The sequence below is a fragment of the Sphingobium olei genome (assembly GCF_042678845.1).
GTDB lineage: Bacteria > Pseudomonadota > Alphaproteobacteria > Sphingomonadales > Sphingomonadaceae > Sphingobium > Sphingobium olei.
The window spans coordinates 47,669-68,187 of the sequence record NZ_JBHTLS010000129.1 but is presented as its reverse complement, the minus strand read 5'-3'; the positions used below and the strand labels follow the sequence as shown (position 1 = coordinate 68,187).

At 66.0% G+C, this 20,519-nt stretch carries 22 protein-coding genes; 9 read left to right on the top strand and 13 right to left on the bottom strand.

All coding sequences use genetic code 11. The annotated features are described in order from the left end of the window. Positions 1 to 144 precede the first annotated feature (144 nt). The 5 genes from ACFQ24_RS13885 to ACFQ24_RS13865 are packed head-to-tail and all read left to right on the top strand — an operon-like array spanning position 145 to position 2,906. Positions 145 to 432 (top strand): YggT family protein, encoded by a 288-nt coding sequence (locus tag ACFQ24_RS13885; protein WP_066771571.1) that lies wholly within the window; start codon positions 145 to 147, stop codon positions 430 to 432. Next, positions 429 to 752: a DUF167 family protein gene (locus tag ACFQ24_RS13880; protein ID WP_380912173.1), complete on the top strand. Its 324-nt coding sequence runs from the start codon at positions 429 to 431 to the stop codon at positions 750 to 752. Before ACFQ24_RS13885 ends, ACFQ24_RS13880 begins: the two co-directional genes overlap by 4 nt. Continuing rightward, entirely contained in the window at positions 749 to 1,645 is an 897-nt protein-coding gene (gene folD / locus ACFQ24_RS13875; protein WP_380912171.1) for a bifunctional methylenetetrahydrofolate dehydrogenase/methenyltetrahydrofolate cyclohydrolase FolD, read from the top strand. Before ACFQ24_RS13880 ends, folD begins: the two co-directional genes overlap by 4 nt. Beyond that, the gene (locus ACFQ24_RS13870) at positions 1,642 to 2,292 is read left to right on the top strand and encodes a YybH family protein (RefSeq protein ID WP_380912169.1); all 651 of its coding nucleotides are present in this window, start codon (positions 1,642 to 1,644) and stop codon (positions 2,290 to 2,292) included. The genes folD and ACFQ24_RS13870 overlap by 4 nt, the downstream gene beginning before the upstream one ends. Then, positions 2,289 to 2,906, top strand: a complete 618-nt coding sequence (locus ACFQ24_RS13865) for a MarC family protein (RefSeq protein WP_380912167.1) — start codon at positions 2,289 to 2,291, stop codon at positions 2,904 to 2,906. Before ACFQ24_RS13870 ends, ACFQ24_RS13865 begins: the two co-directional genes overlap by 4 nt. Before the next feature lie 42 nt (positions 2,907 to 2,948). On the opposite strand, the gene ACFQ24_RS13860 is transcribed toward ACFQ24_RS13865, so the two are convergent. Then, positions 2,949 to 3,632 carry an OmpA family protein gene (locus ACFQ24_RS13860; protein ID WP_380912165.1) on the bottom strand — a complete coding sequence of 228 codons (684 nt, stop codon included), beginning with the start codon at positions 3,630 to 3,632 and terminating at the stop codon, positions 2,949 to 2,951. Positions 3,633 to 3,768: 136 nt separating this feature from the next. Here ACFQ24_RS13860 and ACFQ24_RS13855 point away from each other — a divergent pair, with 136 nt between their 5' ends. Further along, the gene (locus ACFQ24_RS13855; RefSeq protein ID WP_380912163.1) at positions 3,769 to 5,085 is read left to right on the top strand and encodes a hemolysin family protein; all 1,317 of its coding nucleotides are present in this window, start codon (positions 3,769 to 3,771) and stop codon (positions 5,083 to 5,085) included. Between the two features lie 2 nt (positions 5,086 to 5,087). After that, on the top strand, positions 5,088 to 5,936 hold the full coding sequence (locus ACFQ24_RS13850; protein ID WP_380912161.1) for a kinase: 849 nt from the start codon (positions 5,088 to 5,090) through the stop codon (positions 5,934 to 5,936). Positions 5,937 to 6,109: 173 nt separating this feature from the next. On the opposite strand, the gene grxD is transcribed toward ACFQ24_RS13850, so the two are convergent. From grxD to ACFQ24_RS13820, 6 genes are all read right to left on the bottom strand, one after another. Beyond that, positions 6,110 to 6,442, bottom strand: coding sequence for a Grx4 family monothiol glutaredoxin (gene grxD / locus ACFQ24_RS13845; protein WP_380912159.1), 333 nt, complete (start codon positions 6,440 to 6,442; stop codon positions 6,110 to 6,112). A 58-nt stretch (positions 6,443 to 6,500) separates the two neighbouring features. Beyond that, positions 6,501 to 6,734: a BolA/IbaG family iron-sulfur metabolism protein gene (locus ACFQ24_RS13840; RefSeq protein WP_380912157.1), complete on the bottom strand. Its 234-nt coding sequence runs from the start codon at positions 6,732 to 6,734 to the stop codon at positions 6,501 to 6,503. 10 nt (positions 6,735 to 6,744) lie between these two features. After that, positions 6,745 to 7,062, bottom strand: a complete 318-nt coding sequence (locus ACFQ24_RS13835) for a DUF1476 domain-containing protein (RefSeq protein ID WP_380912155.1) — start codon at positions 7,060 to 7,062, stop codon at positions 6,745 to 6,747. 58 nt (positions 7,063 to 7,120) lie between these two features. After that, positions 7,121 to 7,717 carry a 3-isopropylmalate dehydratase small subunit gene (gene leuD / locus ACFQ24_RS13830; protein WP_380912153.1) on the bottom strand — a complete coding sequence of 199 codons (597 nt, stop codon included), beginning with the start codon at positions 7,715 to 7,717 and terminating at the stop codon, positions 7,121 to 7,123. 130 nt (positions 7,718 to 7,847) lie between these two features. Continuing rightward, positions 7,848 to 9,278, bottom strand: a complete 1,431-nt coding sequence (gene leuC, locus ACFQ24_RS13825) for a 3-isopropylmalate dehydratase large subunit (RefSeq protein WP_380912151.1) — start codon at positions 9,276 to 9,278, stop codon at positions 7,848 to 7,850. 90 nt (positions 9,279 to 9,368) lie between these two features. Next, the gene (locus tag ACFQ24_RS13820) at positions 9,369 to 10,055 is read right to left on the bottom strand and encodes a glutathione S-transferase family protein (protein WP_380912149.1); all 687 of its coding nucleotides are present in this window, start codon (positions 10,053 to 10,055) and stop codon (positions 9,369 to 9,371) included. Between the two features lie 205 nt (positions 10,056 to 10,260). Here ACFQ24_RS13820 and ACFQ24_RS13815 point away from each other — a divergent pair, with 205 nt between their 5' ends. Beyond that, on the top strand, positions 10,261 to 12,075 hold the full coding sequence (locus ACFQ24_RS13815) for a DUF885 domain-containing protein (protein ID WP_380912147.1): 1,815 nt from the start codon (positions 10,261 to 10,263) through the stop codon (positions 12,073 to 12,075). Positions 12,076 to 12,291: 216 nt separating this feature from the next. Here ACFQ24_RS13815 and ACFQ24_RS13810 read toward each other — a convergent pair whose 3' ends face one another. Continuing rightward, positions 12,292 to 13,884: an isocitrate lyase gene (locus tag ACFQ24_RS13810; RefSeq protein ID WP_380912145.1), complete on the bottom strand. Its 1,593-nt coding sequence runs from the start codon at positions 13,882 to 13,884 to the stop codon at positions 12,292 to 12,294. 138 nt (positions 13,885 to 14,022) lie between these two features. Here ACFQ24_RS13810 and ACFQ24_RS13805 point away from each other — a divergent pair, with 138 nt between their 5' ends. Continuing rightward, positions 14,023 to 15,417: a helix-turn-helix domain-containing protein gene (locus tag ACFQ24_RS13805; RefSeq protein WP_380912143.1), complete on the top strand. Its 1,395-nt coding sequence runs from the start codon at positions 14,023 to 14,025 to the stop codon at positions 15,415 to 15,417. Between the two features lie 3 nt (positions 15,418 to 15,420). On the opposite strand, the gene ACFQ24_RS13800 is transcribed toward ACFQ24_RS13805, so the two are convergent. From ACFQ24_RS13800 to metH, 5 genes are all read right to left on the bottom strand, one after another. Beyond that, entirely contained in the window at positions 15,421 to 15,615 is a 195-nt protein-coding gene (locus ACFQ24_RS13800; protein ID WP_380912142.1) for a hypothetical protein, read from the bottom strand. Positions 15,616 to 15,646: 31 nt separating this feature from the next. After that, on the bottom strand, positions 15,647 to 16,585 hold the full coding sequence (locus ACFQ24_RS13795; protein WP_380912312.1) for a right-handed parallel beta-helix repeat-containing protein: 939 nt from the start codon (positions 16,583 to 16,585) through the stop codon (positions 15,647 to 15,649). Between the two features lie 95 nt (positions 16,586 to 16,680). Then, positions 16,681 to 17,115 carry a DUF488 domain-containing protein gene (locus ACFQ24_RS13790; RefSeq protein WP_380912140.1) on the bottom strand — a complete coding sequence of 145 codons (435 nt, stop codon included), beginning with the start codon at positions 17,113 to 17,115 and terminating at the stop codon, positions 16,681 to 16,683. 46 nt (positions 17,116 to 17,161) lie between these two features. Beyond that, a complete protein-coding gene (locus tag ACFQ24_RS13785; RefSeq protein WP_380912138.1) occupies positions 17,162 to 17,776 on the bottom strand; it encodes a twin-arginine translocation pathway signal protein in 615 nt (204 codons plus the stop codon). A 62-nt stretch (positions 17,777 to 17,838) separates the two neighbouring features. Next, positions 17,839 to 20,439 (bottom strand): methionine synthase, encoded by a 2,601-nt coding sequence (gene metH / locus ACFQ24_RS13780; protein ID WP_380912136.1) that lies wholly within the window; start codon positions 20,437 to 20,439, stop codon positions 17,839 to 17,841. Between the last annotated feature and the right edge of the window lie 80 nt (positions 20,440 to 20,519).

The window sequence follows — 20,519 nt, the reverse complement described above, 5'->3', positions numbered from 1 at the left end:
GGCCCCTGCTATAGTCTCCGCATCCGCCAGCGCCATCCCCGCTCGCCGATTTTCCATGTCGCTGGTGGAAGAAGCGGCGCTCAACGCTTGTGGCGGGGGGGCGGCCTCGGCTAGAGCGGCACGACGTGCTTATCGGAGATCGCCGTGGCCTACGCGCTGTACCAGATTATCGACATCCTGCTGACCGTCCTGCTGTGGATCATCATCGCGCACGGGATCATGAGCTGGCTGGTGGGCTTCAACGTCGTCAACCTGTCCAACGATTTCGTCCGCGCGGTGTGGACGGCGCTCGACCGGATCACCGCGCCCATCTATGCGCCGATCCGCCGCATCATGCCGGACCTGGGCGCGCTGGACCTGTCGCCCATGGTCGTGCTGATCGGCATCCTCATCATCCGCCGCGCGATCCTGCCGCCGCTGTTCCTGATGTGACCGCCTGGCGCATCGCCGGGAACGACATGCTGGTCGGCATCCGCCTGACGCCCGGATCGGCGCGCGAGAGCCTGGGCGGCCACTGGACCGACGAGGCGGGCGCATGCTGGCTGGCCGCCCGCGTCCGCGCGGTGCCGGAAAAGGGCAAGGCCAACGCCGCGCTCATCGCCCTTCTGGCTGGCGCGCTGGATTGGCCCAAGGGGGCGATTTCGCTGGAATCGGGCGACACCAACCGGCTAAAGCGGTTGCGGATCGCGGGCGCGGCCCGCGATGCAGCGCGTCTCTCGCCACTCCTCCAGACCTGGGTAGACATGACATGACCATCGGCAAGATCATCGACGGCAAGGCGTTCGCGGCCGGGCTGCGCGACAAGGTGGCCGAGGGCGTTTCCGCCTTCGTCGAGCAGACGGGCCGCAAGCCCGGCCTGGCGGTCGTGCTGGTGGGCGAAGACCCGGCGAGCAGCGTCTATGTCCGCTCCAAGGGCAAGATGACCGTTGCGGTCGGCATGGAGAGCTTCGAGTTCAAGCGGCCCGACAGCATCGGTGAGGACGACCTGCTCGACCTGATCGAGGAACTGAACCAGGACGAACGGGTGGACGGCATCCTGGTTCAGTTGCCGCTGCCCCGGCATATCGACGAGGCGGCGGTGATCGGCGCGATCGACCCCGCCAAGGATGTCGACGGGTTCCATGTGGTGAACGCCGGCCGGCTGGCGACGGGGCAGGAAGCGCTGGTCCCCTGCACGCCGATGGGGTGCATCATGCTGTTGAAGGACGAGCTGGGGGACTTGAGCGGCAAGGAAGCGGTGGTCGTCGGCCGGTCCAACATCGTGGGCAAGCCGATGGCGCAGCTGCTGCTGGCGGAAAATGCCACCGTCACGATCGCGCACAGCCGCACCCATGACCTCGCCAGTGTGGTCCACCGCGCGGATATCGTCGTGGCGGCGGTCGGCCGGGCGGAGATGGTGCGGGGCGAATGGATCAAGCCGGGCGCGACGGTGATCGACGTCGGCATCAACCGCGTGGCGGATCCCGACGATGCGACGAAGAGCCGGATCGTGGGCGACGTCGCCACGGCCGAGGCGCTGGCCCATGTCCGCGCGATCACGCCCGTTCCTGGCGGGGTGGGTCCGATGACCATCGCGGTGCTGCTGCGCAATACGCTGGTCGCGGCGCATGCGCGGGCGGGCCTTGCCAAGCCGGAGGGGCTGTGACCCGCGCCCGACTTGCCCTGCTGGCGGTCGGAGCGGTAGCGCTGGTCGCGGCCAAGCCGCCGCTGCGCTTCTCGCCCGATCCCAGCAGCGTGATCGCGGCGGAGATCGCCTTCAACCGGCTGGCGCAGCAGAAGGGGCAATGGACCGCCTTTCGGGAGACGGCGGCGGACGACGCGGTGATGTTCGTGCCGCAGAAGGTGGTGGCGCGCGATTGGCTGAAGAAGAAAGCCGATCCGCCGGCTTCGGTCACATGGTCGCCCTCCATCGTCTATGTGTCGTGCGGCGGCAGCCTGGCGGCGAGTACGGGCAACTGGAAGCGGCCGGACGGGTCGGTCGGCTATTTCACCACCATCTGGCGGCGCGACAGGAAGGGCGCGTGGAAATGGGTGCTGGACCATGGCGACACGCTGAGCGCCGCGCGGCCCGTCCCCGATTTCCTGACCGGCAAGGTCGCGACCTGCAAGCGCGGCACGCCCCCTCCCCCGCCGCCGCCTGGAACCAAGCCCGGCGACATGCCGCCCCCACCTGACGAGAGCCTTGTCTGGTCGGCCGATGTCGCGGCGGACAACAGCCGGCGCGTGACGGTGAAGATGTGGACCGGCGAGGCTTATGAAACCGTGATCGACGACAAGGTTGCGGCGTCATGATGGCGCTGTTCCTGTCCGCCTTCGTCACCCTGTTCGTGGTGATCGATCCGCCCGGCTGCGCGCCCATCTACGCCAGTCTGACGACCGGGGCGAGCCAGGCGCAGCGGCGTGCGATGGCGATCCGAGCGGTCGGCATCGCGACGGCGATCCTGCTGATCTTCGCGCTGTGGGGGAAACAGCTGCTGGGCGTGCTAGGCATCCAGCTCGACAGTTTCCGCATCGCGGGCGGCGTGATGCTGTTCATCATCGCGATGGACATGGTGTTCGAGAAGCGGACGCAGCGGCGCGAGGACCGCGCTCAGAAGATCGCCGAGACGCCCGAGGTGGAGGATGTCTCCGTCTTCCCCATGGCGATGCCGATGATCGCGGGGCCGGGATCGATCGCGACCGTCATGCTGCTGATGTCGCGCGCCGACGGCTTTGCCGAACGCGGCGCGGTGCTGGGCGCGGTGATGCTGACGCTGGTGCTGATGCTGGGATCCCTGCTGGCGGCCGGACCGATCATGGCGCTGCTGGGCGCTAAGATCGAGGCGGTCATCACGCGGTTGCTGGGCGTGCTGCTGGCGGCGCTAGCCGCGCAGTTCGTGATCGACGGGATCAAGGCGAGCTTTTGATAGAAGCGGGGCGAGCCGCACCGGCCCGCCCCTCGATGCCCTTCAGCCGCGCACGTCGCCTTCGGTGACGGGCGCGATCTTGATTTCGACGCGGCGGTTGGCGGCCTTGCCTTCCTCCGTCGCGTTGGACGCGATCGGCTGGGTCTCGCCAAAGCCGCGCGTCGCGATGCGGGCGGACTGAACACCCTTGCCCACCAGATAGTCGGCAACCGACTGAGCGCGCCGTTCGGACAGCGTCTGGTTGTAGGCGTCCGACCCGTCGCTGTCGGTGTGGCCATAGACGTCGATATAGGTCTTGGGATATTGCGACAGGACCGACGCGACGTCGTTCAGCGTCGGCTGGAACTGCGGCTGCACGTCCGCCTTGTCATAGGCGAAGGTGATGCCGGAGGGCATGCGCAGGAGGAGGTTGTCACCGTCGCGGATCACGTCCACGCCGGTGCCGGCGGTTTCCTCCCGCAGCTTGCGTTCCTGCGCGTCCATATAGGCGCCGATGCCAGCGCCAGCGACCGCGCCGATGCCCGCGCCCAGGATCTTTTCGGTCCGGTCGCGCCGGCCGCCAACCAGATCGCCGAGCAGATAGCCGCCCAGCGCGCCGCCGATGCCGCCGATCGCCGCCTTCGACACGCGTCGCTCGCCCGTGTTGGGATCGGTGGTGCAGGCGGCGGTGGTGGCAAGCATGGCGGCCAGGCCAGCCGCGCCGATGATGCGATGAGAAATCTTCATGATGCGTGTCCCTTGTTATCGCGCTGCCGTCAAAAAGGCCGAGCGAGCGGCTTTGTTCCACCCCCGAACTGAACTCTTGCTGATGGCGATGTTGTGAAATTGAAAGAATAGCGGTTATAGCGAGTCGCTGACCGCCATGGCCACGATCCCCCCTTCCCCCCTGACGCCCTTTCCGTGGGGTGACCTGCTCATCATCCTCGTGCTGGTGGCGCTGAACGGCGTGTTCGCCATGTCGGAGCTCGCCGTGGTATCAGCGCGGCGACCACGATTGCAGGCTCTGGAGAAGGCGGGACGCAAGGGCGCGGGTGCGGCGCTGTCGCTGGCGGCGGACCCCGGCAAATTCCTGTCCACCGTCCAGATCGGCATCACCCTGATCGGCATCGGCACGGGCGCCTATTCGGGCGCGAGCCTGGGCGGGCCGGTGGGCGAGCGGATCGCGGCACTGGGCGTCGCGCCGAATTTGGCGGAAAATATCGGGTTTGCGGTGGTCATCGGCCTCACTACCTATGCCTCGCTGATCGTCGGCGAGCTTGTCCCCAAGCAGTTCGCGTTGCGCGCGCCCGAGCCGATCGCTCTGGTCGTCGCCCGGCCCATGATGGGCCTTGCCAAGGTCACTGCCCCCATCGTGTGGGTACTGGACGCGTCGAGCAGCCTCATCTTCAAGGCGCTGGGGCTGGCGCGAGAATCGGAAAGCCATGTGACGGCCGAGGAATTGCACCTGATCGTGGCGGAAGCCAGCCGATCGGGCGTGATCGAGGAAAGCGAGCGGGCGATCATATCGGGCGTCGTGCGGCTGGCCGACCGGCCGGTGCGCGAGGTGATGACGCAGCGGATGGACGTGGACTGGATCGACATCGGCGCGGACGAGGAGACGATCCGCGCCAAGTTGCTGGCCACGCCGCACACCCGCCTGCCGGTGGGCCGAGGGTCGGTCGAGGACATTATCGGCATCGTGCAGGCGCGCGACATCATGACGGCGCTGTTCCGGGGCGAGCCGCTGGTGATGGACACGCTGATGCGGCGGGCGGAGATCGTGCCCGATCAGGTGGATGCGATGGACGCGCTGGAAGTGCTGCGCAAATCCGACGTGCCGATGGTGATGGTGCATGACGAATATGGTCATTTCGAGGGGATCGTGACCCCCGCCGACCTGCTGTCCGCGATCGCCGGCCACTTCGCCTCCGACCGCGACGCCTATGACGAGCCGGATGTGGTCGAGCGGGAGGATGGCAGCCTGCTGGTGTCGGGCCAGATGCCGATCGACCAGCTGGCCGAACGGATCGAGATATCTCTGCCCGAGGATCGCGACTATGCGACGGTGGCGGGCCATGTGCTGTGGTTGCTCAAGCGCCTGCCCGAGGTCGGCGATTTTGCCGAGGACCAGGGATGGCGGTTCGAGATCGTCGACATGGACGGGCGCAAGATCGACAAGCTGCTGGTAGCGGCGCGCTGATCATGGCGACATCGGCCGCGCTTGAGGCCGTGGTGGCGCTGGCGGGGCGGCTGGTGGCGCCAGGCGCGAGGCTGGCGGTGCTGGGCATCGCGGGGGCGCAGGGCAGCGGCAAATCGACGGTTGCCCAGGGGATCAAGGCGCGGATGGATGCCAGAGGGGTGCCATGCGCGCTGCTCTCTATCGACGATCTTTACCTGCCCCTTGCTGAGCGCGAACGGCTGGCGGCGGAGGTGCATCCGCTGCTGCGCACACGCGGGGTGCCCGGAACGCATGACGTGGCGCTGGGGCTGGCGGTGATCGACGCGCTGACGCGGGGCGAGCCGGCGCCCCTGCCTCGCTTCGACAAGGCAAGGGACGATCGTGTGACGGAGGCCAATTGGCCGCGCGCGCCCGGGGCTACGAGGCTGTTGATCCTGGAAGGCTGGTGCGTCGGCGCGCGGCCGCAGGCGGAGGAGGATTTGGCCGCGCCCGTCAACCGGCTGGAGGCGGAGGAGGATGCGGACGGGCGCTGGCGGGCTTATGCGAATGCGGCGCTTGCGGGGGATTATCAGGCGCTGTTCGGACGGATCGATGCGCTTGCCTTCCTGGCCGCGCCCGATTTCGCAGTCGTGGAACGGTGGCGCGGCGAGCAGGAAGCGGCGCTGCGGCGGCAGAGCGGCGATGGTGCGGGCGTAATGGACGCGGCGCAACTGTCGCGCTTCATCCAGCATTATGACCGGATTACGCGACACATGCTGGCGGAGACGCCGGCACGGGCGGATGTGGTGGTGAGATTGCGCGAGGATCGGTCGGTGGCGGGCGTCGCAGATCGGGGATCTCGAGATAGAGTTCCAACTGACCCACAGAGATAAGCCGTCACCCCGGACTTGATCCGGGATCCCGCTCCCTTGCCGATACAAGCGCTTAAAGAAAAAGCCGGACCCCGGGTCAGGCCCGGGGTGACGAGAAAATAGGATTCTTCATTCCAGCGGCACAAAAAAGGCGGCCCGAACCGGACCGCCCTTCCCTGTCTCGCAATGGCCGATCAGTTCGCGGCGGCGACGCCCTGGTCGGTCATCAGCTGCTGCAGTTCGCCGGCTTCGTACATTTCCATCATGATGTCGCTGCCGCCGACAAATTCGCCCTTCACATAGAGCTGCGGGATGGTCGGCCAGTCGGAATAGGCCTTGATCCCCTGACGGATGCCCTGGTCCTGCAGCACGTCGACCGTGTCATAGGCGACGCCCAGATGGTCGAGGATGGCGATGGCGCGGCTGGAAAAGCCGCACTGCGGGAAAAGCGGGGTGCCCTTCATGAAGAGCACGACATCATTGCCGTTGACGATGTCGGCGATCCGCTGCTGCACGGCGTCGGTCATGTTTCTGGTCCAATCTGTCTGGCGCGCCTGCCGGCCACGCGGAAATGTCTGTGGCCGGTTAGTTGGGAACGGCGGTGGTCAGTTGCAAGGCGTGGAGCACGCCCCCCATGCGTCCGCCGAGCGCGGCATAGACAGCGCGCTGCTGCGCGACACGGCTCAGCCCTCGAAAGCTTTCCGCCACGACGCGCGCGGCATAGTGATCGCCGTCGCCCGCAAGGTCGGTGATCTCAACCTCCGCATCGGGAATGGCGGCGCGGATCATGTCCGCTATGTCGTCTGCTGCCATCGGCATGGGATGCGTCCTATTCGATGAACATGCGGCGCGCGATCACCGCCTGCTCTTCCAGCGCGGCGCGCACGCCCGCTTCGTCGATGTCGATGCCGGCCTGGGTCATGTCACCCACCAGCTTGCGGATCACATCCTCGTCGCCCGCTTCCTCGAAATCGGCCTGCACCACAGCCTTGGCATAGGCGTCGGTTTCCTCGGGCGTCAGGCCCATCTTCACCGCGGCCCATTCGCCCAGCAGGCGGTTGCGGCGCGCCTGGATGCGGAATTCCATTTCCTGATCGTGGGCGAACATATTTTCGAACGCCTTTTCGCGATCGTCAAAAGTGGTCATGCGTGTCGAGCCCTGTCTGATGCGGTGCCGTTATCCTGTGATAGGAACTACGGACGCATTACGCAACGGCGGCGGGGACGATCCAGGGCTGTTCCTGTGCCTGTCGCGCTTCGTAGCGGTCGATCACATCGACTTCGCCCAGCGTCAGGCCGATCTCGTCCAGCCCGCCCAGCAGGCAATGCTTGCGGAACGGGTCGATATCGAACGAGAAACGGTCCTGGAACTGGGTGGTGACGGTCTGCGCTTCCAGATCGACATGGATCGGATCGGTCCTGGCGACCTCCAGCAGCCGGTCCACTGCTTCCTGCGGCAGGACCACGGTGAGGATGCCGTTCTTGAACGCGTTGCCCGAGAAGATGTCGGAAAAGCTGGGGGCGATCACGACCTTGATGCCGAGGTCGGCAAGCGCCCAGGCGGCATGTTCGCGGCTGGAGCCGCAGCCGAAATTGTCGCCCGCGATCAGGATCGGGCTGCCGGCATAGCGCGGATCGTCGAAGACGTTGCCCGGCTCCTTGCGCAGCACTTCGAACGCGCCCTTGCCCAGGCCCGATCGCGAGATGGTCTTGAGCCAATGAGCGGGGATGACGATGTCGGTATCGACATTCTTCATCCCGAACGGATAGGCCCCGCCTTCGACGACAGTCAGCTTGTCCATCAATGCGCCTTCTTCGCCTGCGCCTGCGGCGAGTCTTCGGCACGGCCGAGCGTCGCGGCCATCGCCGCGCTGGCGAGCGCGCCCAATGTCAGCAGCCAGAATATCTTTTTCATCGCGATCCCCTCCCTTATTATGACAGCAATTCACGCACGTCGGTCAGCCGGCCGGTGATGGCGGCGGCGGCGGCCATGGCGGGCGACACCAGATGGGTGCGCGATCCGGGGCCTTGACGGCCCATGAAATTGCGGTTGCTGGTCGATGCGCAACGCTCGCCCGCCGGCACCTTGTCCGGGTTCATGCCCAGGCACGCGGAGCAGCCCGGCTCGCGCCATTCGAAACCGGCGTCGAGGAAGATGCGGTCCAGCCCCTCCTCTTCCGCCTGAGCCTTCACCAGGCCGGAGCCGGGGACGACCATGGCGTGCTTGACGCCCGGCGCGATGTGGCGGCCCTTCAGCAGCGCGGCGGCGGCGCGCAGATCCTCGATCCGGCTGTTGGTGCAGCTGCCGATGAAGATATGTTCGATGGCGACATCCTGCATCCGCTGCCCGGCGGTGAGACCCATATAGTCGAGCGACTTACGCGCGGCGGCCTGCTTGGAGGGATCGGCAAAGCTCTCCGGATCGGGAACGACGCCTGTCACCGGCACGACATCCTCGGGGCTGGTGCCCCAGGTGACGCTGGGCACGATATCGGCGGCGTCGATGACGACGGTCTTGTCGAAGATCGCGCCTTCGTCGCTGTGCAGCGTCTTCCAATAGGCGACCGCCGCGTCCCACTCCGCGCCCTTGGGAGCCATCGGGCGACCCTTGAGGTAAGCGAAAGTCTTCTCGTCGGGCGCGAACAGCCCGGACCGGGCACCCGCCTCGATCGACATGTTGGCGACGGTCAGCCGCCCTTCGACCGACATGTCGCGGAATACGGAGCCGCGATATTCCATGACATGGCCGGTGCCACCCGCCGTGCCGATGCGGCCGCAGATGGCGAGCGCCACATCCTTGGGCGTGACGCCGGGCGCCAGTTCGCCCTCGACCACGACTTCCATCGTCTTCGATTGTTTGAGCAGCAGCGTCTGCGTCGCGAGCACATGCTCCACCTCGCTGGTGCCGATGCCGAAGGCCAGCGCACCCAGAGCGCCGTGCGAGCTGGTATGGCTGTCGCCGCAGACCAGGGTGGTGCCCGGCAGGGTGAAGCCCTGTTCCGGCCCGATCACATGGACAATGCCCTGTTCGGGGTCGGCGTCACCGATCAGTCGGACGCCGAATTCGGGCGCGTTGCGTTCCAGCGCGGCGAGTTGCTGCGCGCTTTCGGGATCGGCAATGGGGATGCGATTGCCCGCAGCGTCCCGCCGCGCGGTGGTGGGCAGGTTGTGATCCGGCACCGCGAGCGTCAGGTCGGGCCGGCGCACCTTGCGCCCCGCCATGCGAAGTCCCTCGAACGCTTGGGGACTCGTCACCTCATGCACGAGGTGGCGGTCGATATAGATGAGGCAGGTTCCGTCCGGGCGGCGCTCCACGACATGCGCGTCCCAGATCTTCTCATAGAGGGTGCGAGGCTTAACCATGATGGATCAGCCCCTAGACCCGTTCGAAGAATCAGGAAAGAGGGCGGGCGAACGATTTGCCCTGTTTTTCCTATCGGCCAGGCAAGAAAGTTACACCGCCCTATAGTCCGCCACGATCCGGCCCGCCGCGCCGATCTCCGCCTCATGGCTGTCTTCCCGCCATGTTTCAGCGAGCGCTTCTGCTTCCCACTGTTTCATGGCGGCATGATCGAGCATGTGATCGACCCACGCTTGCCCCACCGGCCCCACGTCGAGGCCGTAGGTGCGGACGCGGAAGGCGACGGGGGCGTAGAAGGCGTCGATCGCGGTGAAGACCTTCCCCGCCAGGAAGGGGCCGCCAAACCGGTCCAGCCCCTGTTCCCACAGCTCGCGCAGACGCGCGATATCGCGGCCCAGCGCGGGCGAATGCATGTGCGGTTCGACCCGGACGCCGACATTCATGGTGCAGTCGCTGCGCAGCGTGGTGAAGCCGCTGTGCATTTCGGCGGCGGCGCACTGGGCGAAGGCGCGCGCGACCTCATCCGCCGGCCACACACCGGGATGCCGGTCCGCCAGATAGAGGGTGATGCCGAGCGAATCCCAGACGGTGCGGTCGCCGTCCACCAGCGCGGGCACTTGCCCCGTAGGCGAGAAGCTGCGGAAGGCGGCATAGTTGGCGGCTGATGTGAAGGGTTCGATCCGGTCCTCGAACGGGATGTCCAGCGCCTTCATCAGCACCCAGGGGCGGAGCGACCAGCTGCTGTAGTTCCGGTTCGCGGTGATGAGGGTGTAGGTCATGCGTCAGTCCTCCGTGCCTTGCGGGCGCGGCATAGCCGATGGGGCGGCAGCGATACAGGCGCAACGATCGATCAAGCTCACAAGCTGGGCTTATCGATCGGGCAAAGCGCAGGCAGGGTCTAGCCAAGTCCCTGTCTTCACGGCACAAAGGGGCATCCACAGGCGGCGCTTGACGCCCCTTTCCCATGATCATGGAGCCATAGTCGTGAACCGACGCCAGTTTCTCGTCACCAGTGGCGCGTCCGCCATCGCCGCTGCTACTCCCAATGTCTTCGCCCAGGCAAGCGACGCCGATGCCCGGTTCCGCGCGATGCTGGACCAGTTCTTCTACGACCGGCTGGCGGATTCACCCGAAAGCGCGACGCGGCTGGGCCTAGACACCGGACCGCGCGCGGCGTTGCGCGGCAAGCTGAGCGACACCAGCGCGGCGGGCGTGGCGCGCGACCTTGCCCGCACCAAGGCGCAGGCGAAGCAGCTCGCCGCCGTCGACCGCGCGACGCTGAGCGAAGCGAGCCGGATCGACTATGATGTCGTCGCCTACCAGTTCGACCGGGCGATCGGCGGCGAGCAGTTCGGCTATGGCGAGACGGCTGGCCGCTATGCGCCCTATATCCTGTCCCAGCTGACCGGCAGCTATCGGGAGGTGCCCGACTTCCTCGATTCGCAGCATCGGGTGAAGGACGCGGCGGACGCCGACGCCTACCTGTCGCGTCTGGAAGCCTTCCCGGCGGCGATGGACGGGGAACTCGCCCGGCAGCAGGTGGACGCGGGGAAGGGCGTCTTCGCGCCGGACTATATCCTCGACACAACGATGAAGATGCAGGCGGCGCTGCGCGATCAGCCGGCGGGGCAGACGGTGCTGGTCACGTCCTTCGCGAAGAAGCTGGCCGACGCGGGCCTGCCGCCCGAACGCGCCACGCAGGCCGAGCGGATCGTGGCGGAGAAGATCTTCCCCGCCGTCGATCGTCAGCGCGCGCTGGTGCAGCAGCTACGAGCGAAGGCCAGCCATGACGCCGGCGTGTGGCGGCTGCCCGACGGCGAAGCCTTCTACGCCGCCGCCGCCGAAGCCGCGACCACGACCCGGCTGACCGGCGACGAAATCCACCGGATGGGGCTGGACCAGGTGGCGAGCATCTCCGCCCGGATCGACACGATCCTGAAAGGCCAGGGCATGACGCAGGGCAGCGTCGGGGACCGGCTGGTGGAACTCAACAAGCGGCCCGACCAGCTCTTTCCAAACACCGATCCGGGGCGCGAGGCGCTGCTGGCGCAGCTCAACCGCCAGATCGTGGCGATGAGCAAACGCCTGCCCGAAGCCTTCTCAGCCCGCACATTGCCCAAGGCCCCTGTGGAGGTACGCCGCGTGCCGGTCACGATCCAGGCGGGCGCGCCGGGCGGCTATTATCAGAACGCCTCGCTCGACGGATCGCGGCCGGCCATCTACTTCATCAACCTGCGCGACACGTTCGACCGGCCGAAATTCGGACTTGCAACGCTGACCCATCATGAAGCGGTGCCGGGCCATCACCTGCAGGTTTCGGTGGCGCTGGAATCCGATGCCATTCCGATGATCCGGCGGCGGGGCGGCTTTAGCGGCTATACCGAAGGCTGGGCGCTCTATTCCGAACAGCTGGCGGACGAGATGGGAATGTACGACGGCGATCCGCTCGGACAGGTCGGCTATCTCCAGTCGCTGCTGTTCCGCGCCACGCGTCTGGTGGTGGACAGCGGCATGCACGCCAAGCGCTGGAGCCGGGAAAAGGCGACCGATTATCTGATCGCGACCACCGGCATCGCGCGTGGCCGCAGCCAGGGCGAGATCGACCGTTACACCGTCTGGCCGGGCCAGGCGTGCAGCTATAAGATCGGGCACACGGTGTGGAACGACCTGCGCGAAGAGGTGAAGAAGAAGCAGGGCGCGGCCTTCGACCTCAAGAAGTTCCACGAGGTGCTGACGCTGGGCGCGATGCCGCTCGACATATTGAAGCAGACGGCGCGGCAACGGGCGGGCATCGCATAGACCATTAAAAAAAACGGCCCGGCGAGTGTCCCGCCGAGCCGTCAAGTCCTTCCACCCAAGCGCGTGGCGAGTGTCGCAGTCTCCACGCGATGGCCCTGATCGCGGCTCGCCGGCCGCGAAATTCTTTTTGCGCCCCGCCTCCCCGGCGGCATCGGGCTTTCTGCCGGGGAGGCGGGGCGCTCCGCGGTCCGCACACCGCGAAGCCGTTCGTCGGCGTCAGGCTGCGAACTGGTTCATCGTGTTGTGCGCGCCGCCGGCCTTCAGTGCCGCTTCGCCCGCGAAATAATCCTTATGGTCGTCGCCGATGTCGGAGCCGGCCATATTCTGGTGCTTGACGCAGGCGATGCCCTGCCGGATTTCCTCGCGCTGGACCTGTTTGACATAGCCCAGCATCCCTTCCTCACCGAAATAGCGCTTCGCCAGATTGTCCGTGCTGAGCGCGGCGGTGTGATAGGTCGGCAGGGTGATGAGATGGTGGAAGATGCCCGCTTCGCGCGCCGCGTCTTTCTGGAAGGTGCGAATCCGCTCGTCCGCTTCGACGCCAAGCTCGGTACCGTCATAATCGACGCTCATCAGCTTCGCACGATCATAGGCGGAGAGGTCGCGGCCTTCCTTCTCCCACGCGTCGAACACCTGTTGGCGGAAGTTCAGCGTCCAGTTGAAGCTGGGCGAATTATTGTAGACCAGCTTGGCGTTCGGAATGACCTCCCGGATGCGGCTGACCATGCCGCCGATCTGGCCGATATGCGGCTTTTCCGTCTCGATCCACAGCAGGTCCGCGCCGTTCTGAAGCGCGGTGATGCAATCGAGGACGCAGCGGTCCTCGCCGGTGCCGGCGCGGAACTGGTAGAGGTTGCTGGGCAAGCGCTTGGGACGCAGCAACTGGCCGTCGCGGCTGATGAGCACGTCGCCATGACCGATCGCGGCGGGATCGACGGGATCGCAGTCTAGGAAGCCGTTATAGAGGTCGCCAATGTCGCCGGCCTGTCGGGTGTAGGCGATCTGCTTGGTGAGGCCAGCGCCCAGGCTGTCGGTGCGCGCGACGATGATGCCGTCGTCCACGCCGAGTTCCAGGAAGGCGTAGCGGACGGCCCGGATCTTCGCGAGGAAATCCTCATGCGGGACGGTGACCTTGCCGTCCTGATGCCCGCACTGCTTTTCGTCGGACACTTGGTTCTCGATCTGGATGCAGCAGGCGCCCGCCTCGATGAACTTCTTGGCGAGCAGGTAGGTCGCCTCCGCATTGCCGAAGCCCGCGTCGATATCGGCGATGATTGGGACGATATGGGTTTCATATTCGTCGATCTTGTGCAGCAGCCGGTGCGTCGCGACAGCGTCGCCCGCCGCCTTCGCTGCATCCAGCTCGCGGAACAACATGCCCAGTTCGCGCGCGTCAGCCTGACGCAGGAAGGTGTAGAGTTCTTCGATCAGCGCGGCGACGCTGGTCTTTTCATGCATCGACTGGTCCGGGAGCGGCCCGAATTCGCTGCGCAGCGCGGCGACCATCCAGCCCGACAGATAGAGGTAGCGCCCCTTGGTCGTGCCGAAATGCTTCTTGATGCTGATCATCTTCTGCTGGCCGATGAAGCCGTGCCAGCAGCCGAGCGACTGGGTGTAGGCTGCGGGATCGCCGTCATAGGCAGCCATATCGGCGCGCATGATCTGCGCAGTATAGCGTGCGATGTCGAGGCCGGTCTGGAACCGGTTCTGAAGGCGCATGCGGGCGACGGATTCGGCCGCGATGCCGTCCCAGTTGGCTTCGGTGCCGATCCGGTCGCCGGCCGCCGCGATTTCACTGTGATAGGTCATGTCTGCATCCTTGGGTGGTTGGATGGACAGCGAAGTAGACAGCCAGATCGCGCTTGCGCAGGGCTATCGCGGTTCAGTTGTCGATCTTTACAGATTTATGCTGTAAAGTTGTAAATAGATGCACAGGAGGATGTCGTCATGAGCAGGGACCGCCCCGTCTATATGGGTCCGCGTCTGCGGCGGTTGCGCCGCGACCTTGGCCTGACGCAGGCGGACATGGCGGCTGACCTTGAGATTTCAGCTTCCTATGTCGCACTGCTGGAACGCAATCAGAGGCCGTTGACGGCCGACATGCTGCTGCGCCTGGCCCGCACCTACAAGCTCGACATGGCGGAGGTGGCGGGCGACGGCGGAGCGGAGCAGACGGCGCGGCTGCAGGCGGTGCTGCGCGATCCAATGTTTGCCGACATCGACCTGCCGGCGCTGGCGACCGGAGACGTGGCGGTCAACTATCCGGGCATCGCCGAAGCGCTGACGCGGCTCTACACCAGCTATCGCGAAGAGCATCTGGCGCTGGCGGATCGGAATGCCGGCGACGCGCCGCGGGAGGAAGCGGCCGATCCGGTGGCAGAATCGCGCCGCTTCCTCGCCGCCCGGCGGAACTGCTTCCCGGCGCTGGACGATGCGGGGGAAAAGCTGGCGGCGGAGGTGGAGGCGGAAGGCGGCCTGGCTGGCTGGCTGCGTGCGCGGCACGGGCTGCGGGTGCGGCGGCTGCCCGGCGACGTCATGGCCGGGTCGATGCGACGGCTGGATCGGCACCGCGACGCCGTGCTGCTGGACGACGGGCTGGACGGAGCGAGTTCGCAGTTTCAGCTTGCGCTGCAGATTGCCTATCTGGAGATGCGAGCAACATTCGACAATCTGCTGAAAGACGGTCAGTTCGCCAGCGAAAGCGGACGGCGGCTGGCGCGGCGCGCGCTGGCAAGCCATGGCGCGGCGGCGATCCTGATGCCCTATGGCGCCTTTGCGAAGGCGGCGGAGGCGAAGCGATACGATGTGGAGGCGTTGGCGCGGCAGTTCGGCACCAGCTTCGAACAGACGGCGCATCGGCTGACCACGTTGCAGAAGCCGGGTCAGGAGCGCGTCCCCTTCTTCTTCCTGCGCGTCGATCCGGCGGGGAATGTGAGCAAGCGGCTGGATGGCGCGGGTTTCCCCTTCGCGCGGCATGGCGGCTCCTGCCCGCTCTGGTCGGTGCATCGCGTGTTCGAGCGGCCGCGCGAAGTGGTGACGCAGTGGCTCGAGCTGCCCGACGGGCAGCGCTTCTTCTCCATCGCGCGCACGGTGACGGCGGGCGGCGGCGGATGGGGCGCGCCAAAGGTGGAGCGCGCGATCGCGCTCGCCTGCTCGGCGGAACATGCGCACCGACTGGTCTACACGCAGGGACAGGCGCAGGAGGAGCCGACGCCGATCGGCGTCACCTGTCGCCTCTGCCATCGCCCCCGGTGCATGGCCCGCTCCGCGCCGCCCATCGGCCGCGAGATGCTGACCGACGATCATCGGCGGACGCGCGAGCCCTTCGGGTTTGAGGGGTGAGTTTCAGCCCTCGACGAAATCCAGATAGGCGACCACGTCATTGTCGGTGGCGAGGAAGAGGCCTTCCTGGACTTGGGCGGGCTGCTGCTCCGCCGCGAGCAGGGCCTGGCTCAGGGGGCCGTACATGATGGTGGTCGCGCCGCCGTCATCGCCCAGATGGTAGAGGCGGACGGTCGCGCTGTCATAGGTGGTGCGCATTGCGCCATGGTAGCGCAAATGCGCGGCCGAGTCAGCGGCGGTCCTTCACCTTCATCGACGGAGCGAGTTGGTTCGCGCCGATCTTTACCGGATCGTCGGTGAAGTTGGCGACGAAGGTCGATCCGCGCTCCAACCCCGGAACGAAGCCGGCCTTGTTGCCTTCGATCACCAGGCCTGCGCTCGAATGTTCGCGGCCTTCCGGCGCGACGGTGATGAAGGCGGACCAGTTATCCTTGTCCTTGCCCTGCACCATTTCGTTACCGGAAATAACGCCGCTCGCGCCGTTGCTGAGGTCGATCATGTAATTGGTGAGATGGCCGCCGCTGTCGTCGAAGCTGTTGCCGGTGATGGTCACACGCGCCGTGCGGGTCTTGAGATAATGGCCGCCGTCGCCCTGGTCGAAGCGGCTGTTGGTGACGGAAAGGCTGGTGAGACGGCCGATATAGACGCCGTGCGCGCAGTCGAGATCGCGGTCGCACCGGCCTAGCTTGCGGAAGGTGGACTTGTCGATCCGCACCTGACCGCCATCGAAGTCGCCGGTCAATATGCCTTCCTCGCTGTTGCGGAACAGGCTGTTGCCGACGGTCAGGTTGCCGCTTTCCAGCCGGATGCCCGCGCCATTGCCGTCTGGCACGCGGATATTCTGGAAGATGATGCCGTCGACACTGCTTGAGCGGCCGCGCAGCACCAGCGCCGCCTTGCCTTCGCACGGCACGCCGTCGAAGATGACGGTGCCGGACGTCGCGGCGCGGATCGTCACGTCGCCGCCCTGTTGCACGGCGCATTGGCGGTAGGTGCCGGGCGCGACGAGGATCGTGCCGCTGCCGTCGCCGACCGCCGCCAGCGCGTCGCGTAGCGTGGCGAAGGAGCGGCCGGATTCGGCCAGCGTGAAGGGCGCTGGCGTGCCTTGCGCCAACGCGGCGGAAGCAATCGCGGCGGCGGCGAGGAGGCTGGTCGAGAGGATGCGCATGGGCGGCAGGATAGGCGCTGGGGCCATGCCCACCAAGGCGGGAACAGGGTTAATGCGCCGCTGACCCGATATGGGACAGGCGGCGCGCCAATGGCTTAGGCGGGAAAGAGGTCGATCCGCTCCGCCTCGGGCAGAACGGCGTCCAGCAACAGCGAGCGGTGGCAGCCGGAGGGGTCGCGCTCGAAGCAGAGCAAGGCGGTGGGCGTGTCGCGCGCCATGTCTTTGAGCTGTTCCGCCTGCACGATGGCTTCGGGGAGATCGAGCTGGCGCGCGTAGATTTCGGCGAGCCGGGCGTGATTGCCCTTGCGCGCGGCTTCGCGTCCTTCGGCCGGCGTGCCAAGCGCCTTCAACCCGACATAGTCGATCCCTGCTTCCCTGAGGCCGGCGGCGAGGATGTTCTTGGAAAAGCCCGGCCGACGCGACAGCGGCACGGCGCGGACATCCGCGAGCAGGCGCACGCCCGCTTCGCGCAGTGCTTCGATCAAGGCCGCTTGCGTGGTGCCCTCATAGCCTATGGTGAAGATTTTCATGAGGCACAGATAGGAAGCGGACGGCCATTTCCCATGACCGGCGCTGTTATTCCTTGCGCGCCGCAGCGACCATCGCGTCCCAGCTTTCCCAAGGAATCGAGCGGCCGGGATAGGCGACTTTCGCGAAGGGCCAGTCCTTCCCTATCCACTGCACGACCCAATCATATAGTTCGGCGTCGAAGCCGGCGTCATATTCGGCCTTGGTCACCCACAGCCTGGCCACCGCGTCATATCCCGCGACCGTGCCGGGATAGACATAAACGCAGCCACGCTCACGGCGGCCATCGGGAGTCAGCACGGCGTAGGCGAAGGATTCGCGCTTCTTGAACCGCGCCTCTTCGGCCTCCATGTCGCGCATCGCGTCAGCCGATGAAATGCCCGCATGGGGCCAGTCGGTGCTGCGCGTGAACGTCTTCTGCAGATGCTCGATCGACGACATGTAGGCGTCGAAATCAACTTTGACCAAGGCCGGGCCGAGCGGGACCAGCTTGAACGTGGCGGTCCGCACCAGCATCGGAGGGCTAAAATCAGACGGGATGAAGGAAGCCGTCGACGTCTCGGCAGCGTATGGCGCAGTCGCTGCCGCCGAAGGAACCGGACCAGCGGCCAGCATCGTCATGGCGATCGTCAGACATGCACGCGCGGCGTTCCGGTTCTTCATCTTTCGTCCCCAAAGGCCCCTGGCGGCCGCTGCCGCATATCACCGCGCTCAGCGGCGGCGCGTCAATCCAGATTCGGCCGCAGATAGCGCTCCGCCGTGTCGAGATCGATGCCGCGTCGCTGCGCATAATCCTCCAGCTGGTCGCGGCCCACGCGGGCGACGCCGAAATATTCGGCCTGCGCATGGCCGAAATAGAAGCCGCTGACCGCCGCTGTGGGCAGCATCGCGAAACTCTCCGTCAGGCTGATGCCGGTCGCGTGATGGGCGTCCAGCATCTCGAACAGGATGGGCTTGAGGCTATGTTCCGGGCAGGCGGGATAGCCGGGCGCAGGGCGGATGCCGCGATACTGCTCTTTGATAAGTGCTTCGTTGGTGAGCTGCTCGCCCTCCGCATAGCCCCAGAGCGCGGTGCGGACATAATGGTGCAGCCGCTCGGCAAAGGCTTCGGCGAGGCGGTCGGCCAGCGCCTTGAGAAGAATGTCCGAATAATCGTCGATCGCATTCTTGAATCGCGCCAGATGCGGTTCGATGCCGTGGATCGAGACGGCAAAGCCGCCCATCCAGTCGCCGTTGGGGCTGATGAAGTCGGCCAGGCACATATTGGCCCGGCCTTCCCGCTTGGCGATCTGCTGGCGCAGCATGGGCAGGCGATAATGTTTCTCGTCCTCCACATGGACGATAATGTCGTCACCCACTCGGCGGCAGGGCCACAGGCCGGCAACGCCCCGCGCGGTCAGCCACTTGTCCTCGACGATCCGCTCCAGCATTTTCTGGGCGTCGGCGAAGAGGCTGCGCGCGCTTTCGCCCACGACCGCGTCGTCCAGGATCGCGGGATAATTGCCCGCCAATTCCCAGGCGCGGAAGAAGGGGGTCCAGTCGATATAGTTGACCAGATCCTTCAAGTCCCAATCCTTGAAGACATGGACGCCGGGCAGGCGCGGACGCGGGGCTTTGAGGCTCTCGTCCATCTCGAAGCCGTTGGCGCGCGCGTCCTCGATCGACAGGAGCTGGCTCTGCCCCTTGCCCTCGCGCGCGGCGCGGACATGGGCGTAATCGTCCTTTGTCTTCTGCACGAAGTCGGTCTTCTGCGTGTCGCTGACCAGCGCGGTGGCGACGCCGACGGCGCGGCTGGCGTCCAGCACATGGACGACCGGGCCTGTGAAGGCGGGATCGATGCGCAGGGCGGTGTGGACCTTCGACGTCGTCGCGCCGCCGATGAGGAGCGGCATCGTCATGTTGGCGCGCTGCATTTCCGCCGCGACCGTCACCATCTCGTCGAGCGAAGGGGTGATGAGGCCGGAGAGGCCGATCATGTCGGCGTCATTTTCGTTCGCGGCCTTGATGATGTCCTGCCAGGGCACCATCACGCCCATGTCGATGACCTCGAAGCCGTTGCACTGAAGCACGACGCCGACGATATTCTTGCCGATGTCGTGGACGTCGCCCTTGACCGTCGCCATGACGATCTTGCCCTTGCCCTTGGCGCCCGGCTCCTTCGCCGCCTCGATATAGGGGAGAAGATGGGCGACGGCCTTCTTCATGACGCGGGCGGATTTCACCACCTGCGGCAGGAACATCTTGCCCGCGCCGAACAGGTCGCCCACGACGTTCATGCCGTCCATCAGCGGGCCTTCGATCACCTCGATAGGGCGGGCGGCGGCGAGGCGGGCTTCTTCCGTATCCTCGACCACATACATGTCGATGCCCTTGACCAGCGCATGTTCCAGCCGCTTGGCGACCGGCCAGCCGCGCCATTCCTGCGCGGCCTTTTCGGACGCCGCGTCCTTGCCCTTGTAGCTTTCCGCCAGCGCGACGAGGCGGTCGCCGGCTTCGGGGTCGCTGTTCAGCAGCACATCCTCGCACGCCTTGCGCAACGCGGGGTCGATCGCGTCATAGACGTCGAGCTGGCCGGCGTTGACGATCGCCATATCCAGCCCGGCGGGGATGGCGTGGTAGAGGAAGACGCTGTGCATCGCCCGGCGCACGGGTTCGTTGCCGCGGAAGGAAAAGGAGAAGTTAGAGAGGCCTCCCGAGATATGGACGTGCGGGCAGCGGGCCTTGATCTCGCGGCAGGCTTCGATGAAGTCCACGCCGTAATTGTTGTGCTCCTCGATCCCCGTCGCCACCGCGAAGATATTGGGATCGAAGATGATATCCTCGGGCGGGAAGCCGATGGTCATCAGCAGCTTGTAGGCGCGCTCGCAGATTTCGACCTTGCGCGCTTTCGTGTCCGCCTGCCCCGTCTCGTCGAAGGCCATGACGACCACGGCGGCGCCATAGGCCATGCATTTGCGGGCATGTTCCAGAAAGATCGCCTCGCCTTCCTTCATGCTGATCGAATTGACGACCGGCTTGCCGGAGACGCATTTGAGGCCGGCTTCGATCACTTCCCATTGGGAACTGTCGATCATGACGGGCACGCGACTGATGTCCGGTTCCGAAGTCATGAGCTTGAGGAAAGTGGTCATCGCCTCGACCGCGTCGAGCAAGCCTTCGTCCATGTTCACATCGACGATCTGCGCGCCATTCTCCACCTGCTCGCGCGCAATGTCGATCGCGGCGGCATAGTCGCCCGCCATGATGAGCTTCTTGAACTTGGCCGATCCGGTGACGTTGGTGCGCTCGCCGATGTTGACGAAGGTGGCGGTGGAGGTCGTGGTCATTTTCTTACCTTCTCCCCTCCCTTTAGGGAGGGGGCGGGGGAGGGCATGTCGGAGGGCGAGCCTTTACAGGCCCTCCCCTA

What these genes read in the sequence shown, in the direction of transcription:
- folD (WP_380912171.1), top strand. Translation starts at nt 749, where the DNA reads ATGACCATCGGCAAGATCATCGACGGCAAGGCGTTCGCGGCCGGGCTG.
- ACFQ24_RS13865 (WP_380912167.1), top strand. Translation starts at nt 2,289, where the DNA reads ATGATGGCGCTGTTCCTGTCCGCCTTCGTCACCCTGTTCGTGGTGATC.
- ACFQ24_RS13860 (WP_380912165.1), bottom strand. Translation starts at nt 3,632, where the DNA reads ATGAAGATTTCTCATCGCATCATCGGCGCGGCTGGCCTGGCCGCCATG.
- ACFQ24_RS13855 (WP_380912163.1), top strand. Translation starts at nt 3,769, where the DNA reads ATGGCCACGATCCCCCCTTCCCCCCTGACGCCCTTTCCGTGGGGTGAC.
- ACFQ24_RS13850 (WP_380912161.1), top strand. Translation starts at nt 5,088, where the DNA reads ATGGCGACATCGGCCGCGCTTGAGGCCGTGGTGGCGCTGGCGGGGCGG.
- grxD (WP_380912159.1), bottom strand. Translation starts at nt 6,442, where the DNA reads ATGACCGACGCCGTGCAGCAGCGGATCGCCGACATCGTCAACGGCAAT.
- ACFQ24_RS13840 (WP_380912157.1), bottom strand. Translation starts at nt 6,734, where the DNA reads ATGCCGATGGCAGCAGACGACATAGCGGACATGATCCGCGCCGCCATT.
- ACFQ24_RS13835 (WP_380912155.1), bottom strand. Translation starts at nt 7,062, where the DNA reads ATGACCACTTTTGACGATCGCGAAAAGGCGTTCGAAAATATGTTCGCC.
- leuD (WP_380912153.1), bottom strand. Translation starts at nt 7,717, where the DNA reads ATGGACAAGCTGACTGTCGTCGAAGGCGGGGCCTATCCGTTCGGGATG.
- leuC (WP_380912151.1), bottom strand. Translation starts at nt 9,278, where the DNA reads ATGGTTAAGCCTCGCACCCTCTATGAGAAGATCTGGGACGCGCATGTC.
- ACFQ24_RS13820 (WP_380912149.1), bottom strand. Translation starts at nt 10,055, where the DNA reads ATGACCTACACCCTCATCACCGCGAACCGGAACTACAGCAGCTGGTCG.
- ACFQ24_RS13810 (WP_380912145.1), bottom strand. Translation starts at nt 13,884, where the DNA reads ATGACCTATCACAGTGAAATCGCGGCGGCCGGCGACCGGATCGGCACC.
- ACFQ24_RS13805 (WP_380912143.1), top strand. Translation starts at nt 14,023, where the DNA reads ATGAGCAGGGACCGCCCCGTCTATATGGGTCCGCGTCTGCGGCGGTTG.
- ACFQ24_RS13800 (WP_380912142.1), bottom strand. Translation starts at nt 15,615, where the DNA reads ATGCGCACCACCTATGACAGCGCGACCGTCCGCCTCTACCATCTGGGC.
- ACFQ24_RS13795 (WP_380912312.1), bottom strand. Translation starts at nt 16,585, where the DNA reads ATGCGCATCCTCTCGACCAGCCTCCTCGCCGCCGCCGCGATTGCTTCC.
- ACFQ24_RS13790 (WP_380912140.1), bottom strand. Translation starts at nt 17,115, where the DNA reads ATGAAAATCTTCACCATAGGCTATGAGGGCACCACGCAAGCGGCCTTG.
- ACFQ24_RS13785 (WP_380912138.1), bottom strand. Translation starts at nt 17,776, where the DNA reads ATGAAGAACCGGAACGCCGCGCGTGCATGTCTGACGATCGCCATGACG.
- metH (WP_380912136.1), bottom strand. Translation starts at nt 20,439, where the DNA reads ATGACCACGACCTCCACCGCCACCTTCGTCAACATCGGCGAGCGCACC.